15 protein-coding genes are annotated in these 19,382 nt (G+C 63.3%); 9 read left to right on the top strand and 6 right to left on the bottom strand.

Annotated elements, in window-relative coordinates; genetic code table 11:
- Nucleotides 1–38: 38 nt before the first annotated feature.
- Both glmS and ACMDCM_RS06820 read left to right on the top strand, forming a co-directional pair.
- Entirely contained in the window at nucleotides 39–1,865 is a 1,827-nt protein-coding gene (gene glmS / locus ACMDCM_RS06825; protein ID WP_412772867.1) for a glutamine--fructose-6-phosphate transaminase (isomerizing), read from the top strand.
- A gap of 105 nt (nucleotides 1,866–1,970) precedes the next feature.
- On the top strand, nucleotides 1,971–2,741 hold the full coding sequence (locus ACMDCM_RS06820) for a DUF502 domain-containing protein (RefSeq protein ID WP_412772866.1): 771 nt from the start codon (nucleotides 1,971–1,973) through the stop codon (nucleotides 2,739–2,741).
- A 3-nt stretch (nucleotides 2,742–2,744) separates the two neighbouring features.
- Here the strand turns inward: ACMDCM_RS06820 and recG are convergent, their stop codons facing one another.
- On the bottom strand, nucleotides 2,745–4,844 hold the full coding sequence (gene recG, locus ACMDCM_RS06815) for an ATP-dependent DNA helicase RecG (protein WP_412772865.1): 2,100 nt from the start codon (nucleotides 4,842–4,844) through the stop codon (nucleotides 2,745–2,747).
- A gap of 162 nt (nucleotides 4,845–5,006) precedes the next feature.
- Between recG and ACMDCM_RS06810 the strand changes: the two genes are divergently transcribed.
- A complete protein-coding gene (locus ACMDCM_RS06810; protein WP_412772864.1) occupies nucleotides 5,007–5,297 on the top strand; it encodes an FAD assembly factor SdhE in 291 nt (96 codons plus the stop codon).
- Complete coding sequence (mfd, locus tag ACMDCM_RS06805) at nucleotides 5,294–8,821, top strand: transcription-repair coupling factor (RefSeq protein WP_412772863.1); 3,528 nt, start codon at nucleotides 5,294–5,296, stop codon at nucleotides 8,819–8,821. The genes ACMDCM_RS06810 and mfd overlap by 4 nt, the downstream gene beginning before the upstream one ends.
- A gap of 5 nt (nucleotides 8,822–8,826) precedes the next feature.
- Here the strand turns inward: mfd and ACMDCM_RS06800 are convergent, their stop codons facing one another.
- From ACMDCM_RS06800 to ACMDCM_RS06790, 3 genes are all read right to left on the bottom strand, one after another.
- A complete protein-coding gene (locus tag ACMDCM_RS06800; RefSeq protein WP_412772862.1) occupies nucleotides 8,827–10,062 on the bottom strand; it encodes a GGDEF domain-containing protein in 1,236 nt (411 codons plus the stop codon).
- 81 nt (nucleotides 10,063–10,143) lie between these two features.
- A complete protein-coding gene (locus ACMDCM_RS06795; protein WP_412772861.1) occupies nucleotides 10,144–11,652 on the bottom strand; it encodes an AMP-binding protein in 1,509 nt (502 codons plus the stop codon).
- 4 nt (nucleotides 11,653–11,656) lie between these two features.
- Nucleotides 11,657–13,372, bottom strand: a complete 1,716-nt coding sequence (locus ACMDCM_RS06790; protein ID WP_412774684.1) for an extracellular solute-binding protein — start codon at nucleotides 13,370–13,372, stop codon at nucleotides 11,657–11,659.
- A gap of 369 nt (nucleotides 13,373–13,741) precedes the next feature.
- On the opposite strand from ACMDCM_RS06790, the gene ACMDCM_RS06785 reads away from it, so the two are divergent.
- Entirely contained in the window at nucleotides 13,742–14,485 is a 744-nt protein-coding gene (locus ACMDCM_RS06785; RefSeq protein WP_412772860.1) for an invasion associated locus B family protein, read from the top strand.
- 188 nt (nucleotides 14,486–14,673) lie between these two features.
- On the opposite strand, the gene hspQ is transcribed toward ACMDCM_RS06785, so the two are convergent.
- Entirely contained in the window at nucleotides 14,674–15,006 is a 333-nt protein-coding gene (hspQ, locus tag ACMDCM_RS06780; RefSeq protein WP_412772859.1) for a heat shock protein HspQ, read from the bottom strand.
- A gap of 145 nt (nucleotides 15,007–15,151) precedes the next feature.
- Complete coding sequence (locus ACMDCM_RS06775; RefSeq protein ID WP_412772858.1) at nucleotides 15,152–16,378, bottom strand: UbiH/UbiF family hydroxylase; 1,227 nt, start codon at nucleotides 16,376–16,378, stop codon at nucleotides 15,152–15,154.
- Between the two features lie 151 nt (nucleotides 16,379–16,529).
- Here ACMDCM_RS06775 and pcsA point away from each other — a divergent pair, with 151 nt between their 5' ends.
- The 4 genes from pcsA (at nucleotide 16,530) to ACMDCM_RS06755 (ending at nucleotide 19,374) form a co-directional block, all read left to right on the top strand.
- Nucleotides 16,530–17,264: a phosphatidylcholine synthase gene (gene pcsA / locus ACMDCM_RS06770; RefSeq protein ID WP_412772857.1), complete on the top strand. Its 735-nt coding sequence runs from the start codon at nucleotides 16,530–16,532 to the stop codon at nucleotides 17,262–17,264.
- Complete coding sequence (locus ACMDCM_RS06765; RefSeq protein ID WP_412772856.1) at nucleotides 17,261–17,986, top strand: TerC family protein; 726 nt, start codon at nucleotides 17,261–17,263, stop codon at nucleotides 17,984–17,986. Before pcsA ends, ACMDCM_RS06765 begins: the two co-directional genes overlap by 4 nt.
- Before the next feature lie 86 nt (nucleotides 17,987–18,072).
- On the top strand, nucleotides 18,073–19,047 hold the full coding sequence (locus ACMDCM_RS06760) for a quinone oxidoreductase family protein (RefSeq protein WP_412772855.1): 975 nt from the start codon (nucleotides 18,073–18,075) through the stop codon (nucleotides 19,045–19,047).
- A 177-nt stretch (nucleotides 19,048–19,224) separates the two neighbouring features.
- Entirely contained in the window at nucleotides 19,225–19,374 is a 150-nt protein-coding gene (locus tag ACMDCM_RS06755; protein ID WP_412772854.1) for a hypothetical protein, read from the top strand.
- The last annotated feature ends 8 nt before the right edge of the window (nucleotides 19,375–19,382 follow it).

The raw sequence follows: 19,382 nt of genomic DNA, 5'->3' as shown, positions 1-19,382 counted from the left end.
CGTTAAGAGGCAAGGGGCGATTGGAGAAATTGATCCGCATGTGCGGCATTGTCGGAATTCTGGGATGCGGTCCCGTCGCGGATCAGTTGATCGATTCGTTGAAGCGTCTCGAATACCGCGGTTACGATTCCGCCGGCATCGCAACCCTGGAAGGGAAGCATCTGGCGCGCCGTCGCGCCGAGGGCAAGCTGCGGAATCTGGAAGCGCGCCTGCGGGCTGACCCGCTGGCGGGACACGTCGGGATCGGACATACGCGCTGGGCGACGCACGGCAAGCCGACGGAGAACAATGCCCACCCGCACGCGACCGAGCGGGTGGCCGTCGTCCACAACGGAATCATCGAGAATTTCCGCGAGCTTCGCGACGAGCTTCAGAAAAAAGGAGCGATCTTCCAGACCGAAACCGATACCGAGACGGTCCTGCATCTCGTCGACGGCTATCTCGCCGCCGGCGTCGATCCTGTCGAAGCGGTCAAGGCCACGCTGTCGCGGCTTCGCGGCGCCTTCGCCCTCGGCTTTATCTTCGCGTCCGATGATAACATCCTGATCGGCGCGCGTAACGGACCGCCGCTGGCGATCGGCTATGGCGAGGGCGAAATGTATCTGGGATCGGACGCCATCGCGCTCGGGCCGTTCACCGATACGATCAGCTATCTCGAGGACGGCGACTGGGCGATTCTGACACGTAGGGGCGCAACCGTCTACGACCACCGCAACGCCGTCGTTCAGCGCGAGCGCGTCAAGCACAGCGCCTCGACGTCCCTGGTGGACAAGGCCAACTTTCGCCACTTCATGGCCAAGGAAATCCACGAACAGCCCGAAGTCGTCGGACATACGCTTGCCCGCTACGTCGATATGATAACCGGGTGCGTGTCGCTTCCGGCCGATCTCCCGTTCGATTTTCGCGATATCGGGCGTGTCTCGATCGTCGCGTGCGGGACTGCGAACTACGCCGGTTACATCGGCAAATACTGGCTGGAGCGTCTGGCGCGGCTGTCCGTCGACATCGATATCGCATCGGAGTTTCGCTACCGGGAAGCGCCGCTCGGCAAGGGCGATCTCGCCATCTTCATTTCGCAATCCGGCGAAACCGCCGATACGCTCGCGGCGCTTCGTTACGCCAAGGAGCAGGGATTGCATACGCTTTCGGTCGTCAACGTCACGACGTCGACGATCGCTCGCGAGAGCGAGACGATGTTGCAGACCCTGGCGGGGCCGGAAATCGGCGTCGCATCGACCAAGGCTTTCACCTGCCAGTTGATGGTGCTTGCGGCGCTCGCGATCGCCGCGGGCAAGGCGAGGGGCCAGTTATCCGGGGAAGACGAGGCGAGGCTCGTGCGCGGCCTCATCGAGGTCCCGCGGCTGATGTCGGAAGCGCTGGCCACCGAACCGCAGATCGACAAGCTCGCGCGCGATGTCGCCAAGTCGAGGGACGTCCTGTATCTCGGACGGGGCACCAGCTACCCGCTGGCGCTGGAGGGCGCGCTCAAGCTCAAGGAAATTTCCTACATTCATGCGGAGGGTTACGCCGCCGGCGAACTCAAGCACGGACCGATCGCGCTGATCGACGAGAACATGCCGGTGGTGGTGATCGCCCCCTACGATCGGGTTTTCGAAAAGACCGTGTCCAACATGCAGGAGGTGGCGGCGCGGGGCGGCAACATCATTCTCATGACCGACGCAAAGGGGGCGGCGGAGGCCGCCGTCAGGTCGCTGGTGACGATCATCCTGCCTGACATGGCGGCGACGTTTGCGCCTCTGGTCTATGCGGTTCCGGTGCAGTTGCTGGCCTACCATACCGCTGTCGTCATGGGCACCGACGTCGACCAGCCGCGCAATCTGGCAAAATCCGTCACGGTCGAATAAGACAGAGGAAGCACCGCAGGCCGTCCGGCGCGCCGCATGCAAAGTCTGCCGGAATGCCTATATGAGCGGATACTGCCTATTTGGACATCTTGATCTGGAACCACGATGACCCGTAACAATTCTTCGAGCGGCGCGTCAGGCGACCCTCACCCGGAGGTGCCCCGCGGCGTCATCGCGCGATTCCGGAATTACTTTCTGACCGGCCTGATTGTCGCAGGCCCGGTCGCGATAACGCTTTATTTGACCTGGTGGTTTGTGAACTGGGTCGACAACCTGGTGCGGCCGTTCGTCCCGATCGCGTATCGGCCGGAAACGTACCTGCCCTTCGGAGTGCCGGGATCGGGTTTGATCGTCGCGGTATTCGCGCTGACGATGCTCGGCTTCCTCACGGCCAACCTGATCGGCCGGACGCTTGTCGATTTTGGCGAAAAGATCCTCGGCCGGATGCCGGTGGTGCGGGCGATCTACCGCGGACTCAAGCAGGTGTTCGAAACGCTTTTTTCCGGATCCGGTTCGAGCCTGCGCAAGGTCGGCCTGGTCGAATTTCCGTCGCCCGGCATGTGGTCGATCGTTCTCATTTCGCAGGTCCCGAGCGCGAATGTCGCCGCCCGGCTTCCGGGTCAGGAGGAGCACATTTCAGTGTTCCTGCCTTGCGCTCCCAATCCGACAACGGGTTTTTTCTTCTACGTGCCGAAGAGCAAGGTCGTCGAGGTCGACATGAGCACGGAGGAAGCGGCAACCCTGATCATGTCCGCCGGCGTCGTTCAGCCTAATTCCGATCCGCAGAAGAAGCTCGCGGCCCTTGCGGATATGGCCAATGCGGCTCGCGCGGCGAATGATTCCGCCTTTACCCCCGAGACCGCAAAGGTCGACTGATTTTCAGCCCGCGCCGATCAGGGGCAGGGCCTCGTCGCGCTCGAACAGATAGAGCAGGCATCGCAAGGCTTCGCCGTGCGAGCCGGACAGCTTCGGGTTCTGCTTCATGATGCGCAAGGCTTCGTCGCGGGCCTGTGCGATAAGCTGCGCGTGGACATCGGAGCGGGCAATGCGGTAGCCGGGCAGGCCGCTTTGGCGGGTACCGAGGATATCGCCTTCGCCGCGCAGCCTCAAATCTTCTTCGGCGATGCGGAAGCCATCGGTGGTTTCCCGGATCACTCGTAGCCGCGCATCGGACATCTCGCCCAGCGGCTCGCGGTAGAGCAGCAGGCAGGTCGAAGGCTCGGAGCCGCGGCCGATCCGTCCTCGTAGCTGGTGGAGTTGCGCAAGGCCGAAACGCTCGGCGTTCTCGATGACCATGATGGTCGCCGCCGGAACGTCAACGCCGACCTCGACAACCGTCGTCGCGACCAGCAGATTGATTTCGGCCGCCGCGAACTGCGCCATCATGCGGTCTTTTTCGGACCCGCGCATCTTGCCGTGGACCAGACCGACCTTGTCGCCGAAGCGCGCCTTGAGGCTGTCGAACCGTTGCTCGGCATCGGTGAGATTCACGGTCTCGGATTCCTCGACCAGCGGACAGATCCAGTAGACCAGCTTGCCGGCCTTCACCGCACGGCCGACCGCATCGATCACCTCGTCCAATCGGCTGTCGGAGACGGCGCGGGTATCGATCGGCTGCCGGCCGGCGGGCTTTTCGCGCAGTTCGGAGACGTCCATATCGCCGAAATAGGTGAGAACCAGCGTGCGCGGAATCGGTGTCGCGCTCAGCACCAGCACATCGACGGCCTCGCCCTTGGCGGTCAAGGCCAGACGCTCGCGCACGCCGAAACGGTGTTGTTCGTCGACGACCGCCAGCGCCAGCGCCTTGAATGCGACGTCGTCCTGGATCAGCGCGTGGGTGCCGACGAGCAGGTCGATGTCGCCGTCGGCGAGGCGCGCGGTAATCTCGCGCCGCTCCCTGCCTTTCTCGCGTCCGGTCAGGATGGCGACGCGCAAGCCCGCCTGTTCGGCCAGCGGCGCGATGGTCTTGATATGCTGGCGTGCGAGGATCTCGGTCGGCGCCATCAGCGCGGTCTGCTTGCCGGCTTCGGCTGCCGCGGCGGCGGCGAGCAGCGCGACGACCGTCTTGCCGGAGCCGACGTCGCCTTGAAGCAGCCGCAGCATCCGCACGGGTTGCCGCAGGTCGTCAATGATCGCGGCGACCGCCTGTTGTTGAGATGCGGTCAGGGCATAGGGCAGCGCGTCGATGATCCTGTTGCGCAGATGTCCGTCGCCGGCGTGCCGGATACCCGCCGGCCGGCGAAGCCGCGCGCGCACCAGCGCCAGCGCGAGTTGTCCGGCGAGCAATTCGTCGAAGGCCAGGCGTGACCAGAACGGACCTTCCGGCAGGATATCGGTCAATTCCAATGGCACGTGAACGCGATGCAGCGCTTCCGCCATCGACGGAAAGCCGCAGCGGCGCAGGATTTCCGGGCTGATCCATTTGGGCAGCGCCGGGAGCCTTTGCAGGGCCATCGCGATCGCGCGCCGCAATGTGCCCAGCGCCAGACCCTCGGTGAGAGGATAGACCGGGTCGATACCGGAGAGTTTTGCCAGTCCCGCCTCGTCGACAACGCGGTCGGGATGAACGATCTGCAAGGTACCGTCGAACATCTGTGCGGTGCCGGACACATAGCGCCTGGCTCCGACGGGAAGCAGCTTTTCGACGTAGTCCGGCTTGGCGCGGAAGTAGGTCAGCACGACGTCTCCGGTCTCGTCGCTGGCGTGGACGAGATGCGGCGCGCGCGAGCGTCCGGGCGGCGCGGGGCGATGACGCTCGACCGTCACCCCCAGCGTCACCACGGTGCCGGGAACGGCATCGCGGATTTTGGGTCGCGCCCTGCGGTCGATGACGCTTGCAGGCAGGTGAAACAGTAGATCGATCAGGCGCGGGGTCTGGTCGCGGCCGAGCAGATATCGGAACAGCTTGTCCTGCTTCGGGCCGACGCCGGGCAGGCTGGTCACCAATGCAAAGAGAGGATTGAGCAGTGCAGGGCGCATCGCGCGACTCGACGAAAGTCAGGTGGACCGGGGCTCACCCGGGAAGCCTTGAATGCAATTTCCGGATTATGCAATGCGCGAACAGGTGCTGACATCCCCGATCGCCACGGCTATATGATGCCGGCCCGGCTCGTCCGGGCTTTCGGCGTTCGGATGGGATTGATGACGGGATCGACACGATCGAGCGGCGGCCTTGACGACCGCCGCAAACGGCTTTTGTTCCGCTGCTGGCATCGCGGCATGCGCGAGATGGACCTGATCCTCGGCCGGTTTGCCGATGCGGAAATCGGCTCGCTCACCGATGCGGAGTTGATCGATTTCGAGAGCCTGATCGAGGTCCCGGACCCGGACCTGTATGCCGCGTTGAGCGGCGGTGTTCCGCTGGCTCGCCAATACCGCACGGCTCTGTTCGATCGCATCAAATCGTTTTCGCCGACAGGTCCCGACGCATGAAGACGACCGCACGATCGCCCGCGGACTCGCTGTCGCCCGGTCGCCCGCTGACGCTCGCCAACGTCGCGGAGGGCGCCGAAGGGCTGGTCGCTTCGGATCTTGCCCGCGCCATCAAGGCCAAGGCAGGGCGGCAGGCTTCGGCCGTCAGCCTCGCAGTGATCTGCCGGGATGGTCCGCGCATGCAGCAACTGGCGCGCGCGCTGGAATTTTTCGCGCCCGATATTTCGGTGATGCAGTTTCCGGCATGGGACTGTCAGCCCTACGATCGGGTTTCGCCGCACGGCGGCGTCCTCGCCCAGCGGCTCACGACGCTGGCGCGGCTGTCCCGTCTGGCCGGCAGCGAGGCGCCTCTGATCCTGCTCACGACCGTCAACGCCATTGTGCAACGCGTGCCTGCGCGCGAGATCGTCGCGTCCCAGGCTCTGTCGGTCGCGCCGGGCCACGTGGTGCCGATGGACTCGATCGTCGCCTGGCTGGAGCACAACGGCTACAACCGCTCCTCGACGGTTCGCGAGCCCGGCGAATACGCCGTGCGCGGCGGCATCCTCGATCTGTTTCCCTCCAGTCTCGACCAGCCCGTCCGGTTCGACTTCTTCGGCGACTCCCTGGAATCGATCCGCTCGTTCGACGCGGAAACCCAGCGCACGCTGCTCGACGTACGATCGCTCGATCTGGTCCCGATTTCCGAATTCCAATTCGTCACCGAAACCATCCGGCGTTTCCGGATGGGATATGTCGCCGCGTTCGGAGCGCCCGGACCGGACGACCTGTTGTACGAGGCCGTCAGCGAGGGGCGGCGGTATCCCGGCATGGAGCACTGGCTGCCGCTGTTTCACGAACGCATGGACACGCTGTTCGATTATCTCGACGGCGCGACCATCGCCGTTGAGCCACAGGGCGAGGACGCAGCGAACGAGCGTTTCAAGCAGATCGCGGACTACTACGAGGCGCGGCGCGAGGCCGTTGAGCATTCCGGCGGCGGTGCCGTCTACAAACCGCTTCCGCCCGACCGGCTTTATCTGACGCCGGACGAATGGACGAAGCGCATCAGCGAAACCGCGCTGGTGCGGCTGACGCCTTTCGCGGTGCCGGACGAAGCCGTCGATGCCATCGATGCCGGCGCGAGGCAGGGGCGGAATTTCGCGCCCGAGCGGGCGGACGCCACCGTCAACGTTTTCGAATCCGTCGTATCCCACATTCAGGCGTTACAGGCCGTACGGAAGAAAGTCGTCGTTGCGTTGTGGAGCGAGGGGTCGCGCGATCGCATGGCGAGCATGTTGCGGGACCACAAGCTGCTCAACCTGACGAGCGTCAATGTCTGGCGCACGGTTCAGGCCACGCCGCGCAATGAGGTGATGCTGGCGGTCGTCGGCATGGAATCGGGATTCGAGACCGAGACCGTCGCCGTCATCAGCGAACAGGACATTCTCGGCGATCGTCTGGTGCGGCCGCGCAAGGCGAGCCGCAAGCTTGAGAATTTCATCTCGGAAGCGACCAGTCTCGCGGCCGGCGATCTCGTCGTCCATGTCGAGCACGGCATCGGGCGTTTCGTCGGTTTGCAGACGCTCGAAGTGAGCGGCGCGCCGCACGATTGCCTCGAACTGCGCTACGCCAACGAGACCAAGCTGTTCCTGCCGGTCGAGAACATCGAACTGTTGTCGCGCTACGGGTCCGATCAGGCCAATGTCGAACTCGATCGTCTCGGCGGCGGTGGCTGGCAGGCGCGCAAGGCCAAGCTGAAAAATCGTATTCGCGAGATCGCCGGCGAATTGATCAAGGTTGCGGCGGCGCGGCAATTGCACGAAGCGCCGAAGCTGCCGGTGCAATCCGGCCTTTATGACGAGTTCTGCGCGCGCTTCCCTTATGAGGAAACCGAGGATCAACTCAGTGCGATCGAAGCGTCGCTGAAAGACCTGGAGAGCGGCCGGCCGATGGATCGGCTGGTGTGCGGCGACGTCGGCTTTGGCAAGACCGAGGTGGCGTTGCGGGCGGCCTTCGCCGTTGCGCTCGACGGCAAGCAGGTCGCCGTCGTGGTGCCGACGACGTTGCTGGCGCGCCAGCATGCCAAAACATTCACCGAGCGGTTCCGCGGTTTTCCCGTCAACGTCGCGCAGGCGTCGCGGCTGGTGTCGCCGAAGGAGTTGGCGCAGGTCAAGAAGGGACTTGCCGACGGCTCGGTCGATATCGTGGTGGGCACCCACGCGCTGCTCGGCAAGTCGATCAAGTTCAGGGATCTCGGACTTCTCGTGGTGGACGAGGAACAGCATTTCGGCGTTAGCCACAAGGAGCGGCTGAAGCAGTTGCGCGCGCAGGTCCACGTGCTGACGCTGAGCGCGACTCCGATTCCGCGCACCCTGCAACTGGCGCTGACCGGTGTGCGCGATCTCTCGATCATTGCCTCGCCGCCGGTCGATCGGCTTGCGGTGCGTACCTTCGTGGCGCCGCACGATCCCTTGATGATCCGCGAGGCGTTGCTGCGCGAACGCTATCGCGGCGGCCAGGCCTTCTATGTGGTGCCGCGCATCGACGACCTGGCCGAGGTGAAGGAGTTTCTCGACAAGCACGTGCCGGAGATGAAGGTCGCCGTCGCCCACGGGCAGATGCCGCCGACGGTGATCGAGGACATCATGTCGGCCTTTTACGACGGCAAGTATGATGTCCTGCTCTCCACCACCATCGTGGAGTCGGGTCTCGACATTCCGTCCGCCAATACCCTGATCGTGCATCGCGCCGACATGTTCGGATTGGCGCAACTCTATCAGTTGCGCGGCCGGGTGGGTCGCTCGAAGCTGCGCGCTTACGCGCTGTTCACGCTGCCCTCGACGCACAAGATCACGGCGCAGGCCGAGCGCCGCCTCAAGGTTCTGCAATCGCTTGAAACGCTCGGAGCAGGCTTCCAGCTTGCATCGCACGACCTCGACATTCGCGGCGCCGGAAACCTGCTCGGCGAGGAGCAGTCAGGCCACATCAAGGAGGTCGGGTTTGAACTCTACCAGTCGATGCTGGAGGAAGCGATTCAGAACCTGAAAACCGGCATGACGGAATCTGTCGACGACGAGCGGTGGTCGCCGCAGATCACCATCGGCATGCCGGTCCTGATTCCGGAAGACTACGTCGCCGATCTCGCGGTCAGGTTGTCGCTGTATCGCCGGCTGGCCGACCTCGACACCGATGACGAGATCGACAATTTCGCCGCGGAACTGCGTGACCGGTTCGGCCCGCTGCCGGATGAAGTCCGTTACCTGTTCAAGGTCGCGGCGATCAAGGGCTATTGCCGTCGCGCCAATGTCGAGAAGGTGGACACCGGGCCGAAGGGCGCCGTGATTTCCTTCCGTGACAACAAGTTCGCGCAACCCGATCGACTGGTCTATTTCATCCGCCAGCACGGGCAGGCGGCGAGGGTTCGCCCCGATATGAAGGTGGTGTTCTTCCAGAGCTGGGAAACGCCGGAGGAGCGCCTGACGGGAACCACCGACATCATGCGCCAGCTCGCCAATCTCGCGGAAGATCGCAAGGCGGCGTAACGCTGTTACGACGCCGCGCGGTGGGCCTCGTCGTTCAGTCGGGCGAGAACGGATCTCGCTGAATCGTCGGGCTGACACACCGTCAAGGCGACATGGGGATCGATCCTCAATGCACGCTTGTTGCTGTGCGCGGTGTGCTTCATCACGCTCGAAAGCCGCCGTGCGATCATGTGGGCATTGCGGGGATCGACGTCGACGAAAGCCACGATGATCGACCCGTCGTTCTCGAGCGTGCCGAAATCCATTCTCCGCATCAGCCGACTCAAAATACGCGCCGCATCGAATACCGGGCGTTCCTGCTTCTGGTCGAGCGAGAAGCGCGCGACGGAGAGCCTTCCACCGTGGGATCGGGTTTGGTTGATCGCCGTATTGAGTTCGCGATGGAAGGCATCCACGGTGAGAAGGCCGGTGCGCGGATCCAGCAAGCCTCCCGCATCGAGGGATTTCAATATACGACAGAGACGAGCTTCGAAGGCATGTTGCCGAACCAGGGGCAGGAATGTGCTTGCGATGTGCGCGGGCTCGCCTGACGTCACTTCGAGATTGGGGAGATCGTAGGTCGCCGCGAGGCCGCCGGTCGTGACGACGACCGGCAGATTACGAAAGCGGGTGTCTTCCGCCAGCACGGTGAGAAGCGCATCGACCACGCGCGGAGTGAACCCTTCGCCGATGATGAGGCCGTCCACGCTGCGCACGTTGAGATGCTTCGCCGCCGCCTCGATGCTGAGCGCGCCGATCACGCCGAGCCGTTCGCCAAAAACAACTGACAGCGCTGGATAGGCGGCGCCGCGCCCGATCAGGAGAACGGTCGCGTCCTGGAGCGGGTCATTGTCCGGCTGGCGTACAGGACCGGCCGGATTGCTCGCGAGCCGCCGAAGCACGGTCGCGTGCAAGGTCCGCACGCGCAGCGCCGCCTTGAGACGCGCGCCGAGCCGATCGAAGCCGCCGTTCGAGGATGAATAGGGAAGCGCGTTGTCGGGGCAGGGATTGGCGGGATCGACGACGATCAACGGGACATAGGGCCGTATTGCGGCCACCTGGTCCGCGAGACGCTCGAATGCCGCGCCCGCGCCTTCCGTCGCGGCGACAAGCACGGCTGTCGGATGAAGTTCTGCGACCGCCTTCGGTGCCTCGGCCCAACCGATGTCGATGACGGGAAGGATATTCAGACCGAACAGCGGCGTGGTTGACGGTCGGTGCTCTCGGGATGCGACAACGATGAGCGGACCTTGCTGGGACATCTTTGCGGAACTCGGATGCGTGCGAACGCGCGCGATCCTAGTTTGCCGCCCTTAATGCCGGGTCAATGAATGCCGCCGGATTCAATCAGTTGCCACCGTCCGGTCACGAAATGCTTCCACCATCAAGGGGTTGAGACCCAGTTCAGCAAGCGCCTCGCGGGCGCGCGCATTGTCTCCCGCTCGGCCGGCGAGGCGGTGGCCGCTCAGGCGGTCGGGAAGCGCCGTCAGCATCGCGTTCTGTCCGAGCCGCCGCGACCATTCCTGAAGGTCATCCGCAAGAAACCGGTAGCCGCCGACCGCCATGACACCGGATGGCGGGGCCGTGATGGTGATAGCGCCCGAGGTGCGATCGATCCGCGCGGCGTAACCTGTATCGACATAGTCCGGCGGCGATAGCGACGCGAAGGCATCGGAAGGCCCGTCCGATGTGGCGTAAGCCGCGACCGGAACCATCGGTCCCCGCAAACCGAGCGTTCCCTTGGTAGTCAAAACGATCTCGCCCGCCGTGGACGAGGCGGGGACCTCCGGCGGCGCCCGATAAGGACCGGGCATGACCGGCGAAGGCGTCCCGTCGTCCGCGCGCCGGGCGCCGAAAAGGCCGGCTTCGCCGAACAGATAGACGTCCGTCATCCGGATCCCGGTTTGGGGCCAGAGCGCGCTGGACCCGACCTGCTCCGGGGCCCGCCACAGACCGATGATATGGCGCAGGCTTCGCACGGAGGACAGAGCCTCGGCCTCCGCCATCCGCAATGCCAGCGGAGCCGGCGCAACCAGCGTGTCGCAGCCGTCCGCCTCGATCTGCCGTATCATGACACGCTCATCGAAGGGATGATGCATCGCCAGCGTGCCGCCGCTCAGCAGCCACATCACGAACGACGATGTCAGTCCGGCGAATGACGACGGCGCGAAGGCAGACAGGATCGTTGCACCCTGAGGCAATCCGCTCTCGAGGAATATCGCAAGACCGGCGGCGATCAGGTTGACGTGGGTTCGCGGCACGGCGCGAAAGCCTGAACCCGAACCCTCGAACGTCACGAGCGCCGCGCGGCGCGAATCCTGGACCGCAAGTCCCGCGTTGCCGGTGTTCGAGTTATCCACGGCAAGATCCAGCGGGACCATGCCTTCCGGCAAGTCGCTGCCGAAGCCGCAGACATGACGGATGGAGAAGGCTTCGGCGGCGGCGTTCATCGCAAGCTCGGCATGATCGACGCCGTCGATGCGTCCCATGGCCACGATCGCGCGCGCACCGGTCCGGTTGAGCGCGACAGTCAATTCGGCGTGCCGCCAAAGTTGCGGCAACAGCGCGACGATCAGCCCGGCGCGATATGCGGCGAGCACCGTCACCGCCAGCTCGACGGTGTGAGGCAGTTGAACCGCGATCACCGAATTGGGCGGCAGGCCGGCTTCGATAAAATGGCCCGCCAGCGCCGAGACGGCCCGGTCGGCCTGCGCGAAGGTCAGGCGCCGCGGCGGCTGTCCGGTCACCCGCAACTTGTCGGGCGGATCGATCAGCGCCGGTTGATCCGGCTGCCGGGCGAGGATGCGGCCGAACAGTTCGTCCAGCGTGGGCGATGTGTTGTTCTGGAGCACGACGTTACTTGCTCGGCTTCGGCGGCCTGTGCCACCATGTTTCGGGGAGGTATCCGGTCAACGCGGTCGCTGATGGCCGTTCTATCCGATTCCAGCGCGCAATCCATTGCTCTTGAATGTTGTAGACCGGAATTGCGTAGAAGCCGGACATCAGGACCCGGTCGAGCGCGCGAACCGCGTCCACGAAGTGGGGCCGGCTTTTCGCCTCAAGCAGGGCGGCGATCATGGCGTCGATCGCCGGATTCTTCGCGCCCATGTAATTTCGCGTTCCCTGGATGTCTGCGGCCTCGCTGCCCCAGTAAAAGGACTGCTCGTTGCCCGGCGACAGCGATTGATCCCAGCGGTTCGGGATCATGTCGAAATCGAAACCGAGCCGCCGCTGGTCGAACTGCACGGCATCGACCGAACGCACGGTTACTGCAATGCCGGCCCGCTTGAGATCGCGCGCATAGGTCAGCGCGATACGTTCCTGATCGCGCGTCGTCACCAGGATCTCGAAGGCGAGGGGCGCCCCCGTCGAGCGGTGACGCAAAACCGTCCCGTCAAGCTCGTAACCGGCTTGCGACAGCAGGGCGAGGGCGGCGCGCAGCGCCTTGCGGTCGCGACCCGAACCGTCCGTCACCGGCAAACGATAGCTGCCGTCGAGAATGTCCTGCCGCACGGCCGACCCGAACGGCTTCAGCAACGAGCGTTCCCGTTCGTCGGCGGGGCGCGCATAGGCCGACAGTTCCGATCCCGCGAAGAAACCGCCGGCGCGGCTGTAAAGCCCGAAGAAATAGTTGCGATTGATCCACTCGAAATCGAACAGAAGCGTCAGCGCTTGGCGGACACGGATGTCGGAGAACATCGGCCGTCGCGTATTGAAGACCAGATATTCCGATGGCGCAGGCAGGCCGGTCTTGATGGCTTCGCGAATGAGCCGACCGTTGCGCGCGGCGGGAAAATCGTACCCGTCATGCCAGCGCAGCGGTTCGGTCTCGACGCGAAAATCGTACAATCCGCGTTTGAAGGCTTCGAACTGACTGTTGGCCTCGCGATAGAAGTCGAACCTGATCTCCTCGAAGTTCCACAGGCCGCGATTGACCGGCAGGTCACGCCCCCAATAGTCCGGATTGCGCGTCAGCGTGACACTCGCCCCGGGCTTCACCGCGGTTACGCGATACGGCCCGGAACCCAGCGGCGCGGTCATCGAGGTCTGCTCGAAGGTCGCGGCGTCGATCGCGTGTTTCGGCAGGATCGGCATCAGGCCGAGAATCAGCGGCAGTTCGCGATCTCCGGTTCCGCCGAAATCGAAGCGTACCGTGCGCTCGTCGAGCGCCTCGGCCCTTGCGACCTTCGAATAATACTGGCGATGATTGGGGCGTCCCTTGTCGCGCAGAAGTTGCCAGGAAAACAGCACGTCTTCGGCGCGGACGGGGCGTCCGTCGGAAAAACGCGCCAGCGGGTTGAGGTGGAAGGTGGCGTAGGTTCGGGCCTCGTCCGTGTCGATGCTGTCCGCCAGCAGGCCGTACAGCGTGAAGGGTTCGTCGTTGCCTCTCGCCATCAGGCTCTCGACCACGAATCCGCGTATTTGCTGGAGCGCAACGCCTTTGACGATGAAGGGGTTGAGGCTGTCGAAGCTGCCCGTAACGCTCTGGATCAGCCGGCCACCTTTGGGCGCATCCGGGTTGGCGTAGGGCATCTGACTGAAATCGGCCGGCAAAGCCGGTTTGCCGTGCATCGCGATGGCATAGCCCGGACTTGCCAGGGCCGCTTCCGACCATCCGGCGAGCAGTCCGACCGCGAGGCCCAAACACGGCCCCAGCCGACTGCGGCGGGGCGCTATCGATCGCAATCTGGAGGTCCGTTTTGATTCGGCCCGGCGCACGGCCAAATCTTACCACAGCCGTCGCCGGGGTGCGGAAGATCAAAAACATCTGTTATCATTGCTCTTTTCGAACGTCTTTGTATTGAATGCAGGCAATTGAACGTGATAGGGCCATCTGTCACGCAACCGCCTCATTTCGCTAAGAGACAGCCGCCAACGGTCGGAGTGTCGGTGCCTGCGTCGCGGCGTTCGGGCGCCATTGTTCAGAAAGGGTTTTCCGCAATGAATTTTCGTCTCTTGCCCGCGTCGGTCCCCCCGCGTGGACGGGCTTTTGCCCTGTTGGCGGCGGTGACGCTCGTGGTTGCTCCATTTATGTCGGCCGCTCTTGCCCAGCACCAGCCGGCTACGGCCAAGGGCAAGAAAGCCGCCACGCCGAATGCCGCGCAAGCGCCCGCAGCAGCCCCTGCCGACCAGCAGGTGCAACTGATCTATGCGCCCTGGACCAAGTTCTGCCTGAAGGGCCAGGACGCCAAGGCCAAGCAGGTTTGCTTCACCGGCAAGGATGGCCGGATCGAATCCGGTCAACCTGTGATCGCAGCGGTCGTCATCGAGCCGGAAGGCGAGCCGAAGAAGATTCTTCGCGTGACGCTGCCGCTCGGGATGCAACTCGTCCACGGAACACGCATCATCATCGATAACAATCCGCCGCAGCAGAGTCCTTACGTGATCTGCTTCGCCAACGGCTGCATGTCGGACTACGACCTGACACCGGACATGCTTGCTCACCTCAAGAAAGGCCAGAACCTGATCGTTCAGGCGATCAATTCCAACGGCGCGCCGCTGACGCTGCCGCTTCCGCTGGCTGAATTCGCCAAGGCCTATGACGGCCCGCCGACCGATCCGAAGGTATTCGAAGAGACCCAGAAGAAGTTGCAGGAAGAACTGCAAAAGCGGGCCGCCGAGGCGCGCGCGAAGCTCGAAGCCACCCAGCAGAATGCCGGTTCGGCACCTACCGCAAAGCAATAGTTCTTTCCGGGAGAGCAAAGCAAAACGGCGCTCCTTGCGGGGCGCCTTTTTTGTTGGAGCATGATCTCATCCGAAAAAGTGGAAACCGGTTTTCGGAAAAGATCATGCTCAAACAAAAAGATAAGCGACGAGTCTGGTTCAACGCAGTTGAAACAGACTCTAGCCGGTTAAAGGTCGAGGGACCGGTTTCAGTTCAGCGAGGGATTGCGGGGACGATAGCCGCCGGATTTGTCCTTGACGAAAATCTCCCGCACCTGCGAATGCCGGATCGGCTCGCCGGAGTCATCGGGCAGCAGGTTCTGCTCGGACACGTAAGCCACGTATTCGGAATCCGCGTTCTCGGCGAGCAGATGATAGAACGGCTGATCCTTATGCGGCCGGACATTCTCCGGGAGCGAAAGCCACCATTCCTCGGTGTTGTTGAATACGGGATCGATATCAAAAATCACGCCCCGAAATGAAAAAACCCGGTGGCGAACGATCTGGCCGATTTGAAATCTGGCGGTACGCGCTTTTGCCATGTCCCGTCGATAGACCAGGATTGCGGCCGAAGCTAGAGGCAAAATCGGGTTCCTTGGGTTCGCCCGAACGCTTGTGTCTGGCCGGGCTCGCGAAATCCGAAAAGGCCGTTGCGAACGATCCCCATGGCTATTCATGAGCGGCTATTCATAAGCGGCCGGATCGCGTCTCTCTATACGAGGACTTTCGCCATGTCGGCGCCAGACCCTCGCGCATGGCAAGGCGTCGGAGCGGGCCGATCCCGCCGATCAGATGCAGCCCGAGCGCGCGCGCGGCCTGGGCCGGCAGGAAGTTGCTCAGCAGCGATCTGTTGGCCATGTCGATTGCGAATGTACGGCTCAGTACGTCGCTGCGCCGCGCCGTTTCGAATCGCGCAAGGGTCCGCGGCGAGCCGGGGTCCTCGCCAGATGAGAGAGCGTCGCGGACAACGTCCGCGATGTCGGCAGCATCGCGCAGGCCCATGTTCAGGCCCTGCGCGCCGATCGGCGGTAGGACATGGGCGGCTTCGCCAACCAGCACAATGCGGTTGTTGGCGAAGCGGGCAGGTCGCTCGATTCCGAGCGGAAACAGATTTCGCCCTGGCTCGACATGAAACCGTCCCAGGATCGAATGCGATTGCCGTTCGGCCGCCTCGGCCAGGTCATCGTCGCCGAGGTCCTTGAGCCGCGCGGCTTCCTTCGGGGAGGCGACCCACACCACGCTGGAGCGGTCTCCCGGCAGCGGCACGAAAACACAGGGACCGTGCGGCGTGTGAAACTCGGTCGAGGTATTTTTGTGCGGCCGGGCATGAGCGACGTTGAACGTCAACGCGGCCTGATCGAGCGCGCGACGGGTGACGCCGATGCCGGCGGCCTTGCGGCAAAGCGACTGCCGTCCGTCGGCACCGACAGCGAGACGCGCAATCAACGTCTCTCCCTGCCGGGTGGTGATGGTGACCGCGGCTTCATCGGGCGTCACGTGTTCCGCTTCGCCATCGATCCGCGTGAGCCTCGCGGCTTCCGCGGCCCGTGCCTCCATGGCCGCCATCAGCACGCGGTTTTCGATGTTGTAGCCGAAGGCATCGAGTCCGATCTCGTCGGATGAAAATCGCACCTCGGGAGCGCGGACAAGACGTCTGGTATCGTCGACGAGCCGCATGACCCGGAGCGCTGCGGCGTCGGCCTCGCAACCGGCCCAGACCTCAAGCCGACGGAGCAGATCGACAGAGCCGCCGAGCAGCGCCGTGGTCCGGTTATCCCCGTAGGCGATGCGGCGGGCGATCAGAACCGTGCGGGCGCCTGCATCGGATAGCGCGATCGCCGCCGCCAGTCCGGCGGGCCCGCCGCCGACCACGGCAACGTCGTAAACGATATCCGGCTTCGTAGTCTCGTTCATATACAGACAATCAACATTCGCGGCGATATTTTCAAGTCCGCAAGCGAACATTGTCAGCGTCGGCCGCTCATGTTCCCGGTCGTTCGCGCGGCCGAACGCCGCAAAGGAGCGTTATGCAAACCGGCGCAATTCCTGATAGCAAAGATGGCAAATGAGCCAGTCAAGCCGGCAGGACCCGCTACCCGGACCCCGAACGTCGCGCGCAGCCGCGTTGTTCGTCCATGTTTTTACGGCGACGGGCGCCGGTATCGCGCTGCTCGCACTGCTTGAGGCCGTGCGGGAGCATTGGGCGGCCATGTTCGCCTGGCTTGGTCTTGCGCTCGTGATCGATGGCCTGGACGGGCCGATCGCACGGCGGCTGAACGTCGAAGCGGCACAACCGAACTGGTCGGGCGAGGTGCTGGACCTGGTGGTCGACTTCGTCACCTACGTCTTCGTTCCTGCCTATGCCATTATTGCGAGCGGCCTGCTGCTGCCGATCGCCGCGCCGTTGCTGGGCGTGGGCGTCGCGATCAGCGGCGCGCTCTATTTCGCCGACCGCCGGATGAAGACGGCCGACAATCACTTTCGCGGTTTCCCCGCGCTCTGGAACGCGGCGGCGTTTTACCTGTTCCTGCTGCATCCCTCGCCGCTGGCATCGACGCTCGGCATCGCCGCGCTTATTGCGCTGACCTTCGTGCCCATCAACGTCCTGCATCCGGTGCGGGTGAAGCGGTTGCGTGGTCTCAATCTGTCGCTGATCGCCGTATGGACCGTGCTGGCGATCATGACCGTCGCGAAGAATTTCAATGTGACGATGCCGGTCACCGCCGTGCTCTGCGCCATTGCGCTCTATGTCATCTGCGGCGATGCCGTGATCCGCATCCTGAGGCCAGAAAATCGATGATGGAATTGTTGACCAGTCCGGAAGCATGGGCTGCGCTGTTGACGCTGACGGTCCTCGAGATCGTGCTGGGAATCGACAACGTCATCTTTCTGTCGGTGATCGTGTCCAGGATCCCGCCGCATCAAGCGAAGCGGGCTCGCCAGATCGGCCTGGCGCTGGCGCTGATCTTCCGTATTCTCCTGCTGAGCATTCTGGTCTGGCTGATCGGCCTGACAACGCCGGTTTTCACGGTGAAGGAATTCGCGTTCTCCTGGCGCGACGTCATCTTGATCGGCGGCGGCCTGTTCCTGATCGCCAAGGCGACGCACGAGATTCATGGCGAGGTGGAGGCGCGTGAGACCGAGGAGCATGGAGCCTCGAAATCGGGTACGTTCTTCTGGATCATCGTTCAGATCATTATCATCGACATGGTGTTCTCCCTGGACTCCATCATCACCGCGATCGGCATGGCGCAGGATCTCGAGATCATGATCGCAGCCGTCATCATCGCTTGTATCGTCATGTATGTGTCGTCGGGACCGGTGGCGCGGTTTGTCGCGGAGCATCCAACCACCAAGATGCTGGCGCTGGCGTTTCTGGTTCTGATCGGGGTCGCGCTCGTTGCCGACGGATTCCATTTCCATATTCCGCGTGCCTACATCTACTTTGCGATCGCTTTCTCGGCGGCGGTGGAGATGTTCAACGTGCTCGCCAGGCGCAACCGCAACAAAGCGACCCGCTGAACCGTTTGAAGTCTCGATGCCTGAGTTGACAACGACGACTCAATGCTCTTCGCTCTCCGAAACGCTGGCGACGTGGAGAAGAAGCGATGATAAAGGCAGTCCGCGTTCATCGGGTGGGCGGTCCCGAGGCGCTTGTTTATGAGGCCGTGGACGTAGCGGCGCCGGGGCAGGGCGAGGTCCGCATCAGGCAACATGCCATCGGCCTGAATTTCATCGACGTCTATTATCGCACCGGCCTCTATAAGGCGCCGGCTGTGCCGTTTGTCATCGGCAACGAGGCCGCCGGCGAAGTCGTTTCCGTCGGGCCGGGCGTTACCGATTTTCATCCCGGTGACCGCGTCGCCTACTATTTCAATCTCGGCGGTTATGCGACCGAACGCATCATTCCGGCCGACAAGCTCGTCAAGCTGCCGGACCACATCACCTACGAGCAGGGCGCGGTGCTCATGCTGAAGGGCCTGACGGTGTGGTACCTCTTGCACAAGACCTTCAAGGTCGAGCATGGTCATCGCGTGCTGATCCATGCCGCGGCCGGCGGCATCGGGCTTCTCGCCTGTCAGTGGGCGAAGGCGCTCGGCGCGAACGTCATCGGCACCGTCGGATCGAAGGCCAAGGCGGATCTCGCGCTGGCCAATGGCTGCGACCACGTCATCCTCTACAAGGAGGAGGACTTCGTCGCGCGCGTCAGGCAGATCAGCCGTAACGAATTGTGCGACGTGGTCTATGACGGCGTCGGCAAGACCACGTTTCCGGGCTCGCTGTCCTGCCTGCGGCCGCGCGGCCTGTTCGTCAGCTTCGGCAACGCTTCCGGTCCGGTGCCGCCGTTTGCGCTGGCCGAACTTAACAATCACGGGTCGCTGTTCGCGACGCGGCCGAAGCTGAACGACTACGTGGCGACGCGCAAGGACCTGCTCGAAGGCGCCGACACGTTGTTCGCCGCCGTGATCAATCAAAAGCTGAACGTTCCGATTAACCATGCCTATGCTCTAAAGGATGCAGCGAGGGCGCATGCCGACCTGGAAGGGCGCCTGACGACGGGAGCCGCGATCCTCAAGCCGTAGCGACGTCATCGGTTCGACCGGACAATCCGCGAACAGGATTTTCCCGGACATTGATTGCGAAGAATTTCTATCCGGATATCGGAAGTTTTGAAGAAACCCATCGTTATTTTCCGACCGGTCTTGTCGTCAATGGAAAACACCGTTCATTCTGCGCCGATGGCGCGCTGGAGGACGAGGATGCTTCAACGATCAGACGAAGCCCGCTTGGATGGTCATGCCGCGGAGCTGACGCGGATGGCGCTACGCGTCCAGACCTTTGCGTTGTATGGGTCGCTGGCGCTGATCGCTGCGGTAGTATTCGGTTCGCTGTCGATCCATCCGTTCTGATCGGAACG

This window comes from Nitrobacter sp. (assembly GCF_047149785.1).
Lineage (GTDB): Bacteria > Pseudomonadota > Alphaproteobacteria > Rhizobiales > Xanthobacteraceae > Nitrobacter.
Note: the sequence above shows the minus strand (reverse complement) of the source record. Positions and strands in the feature narration are given on the sequence as shown.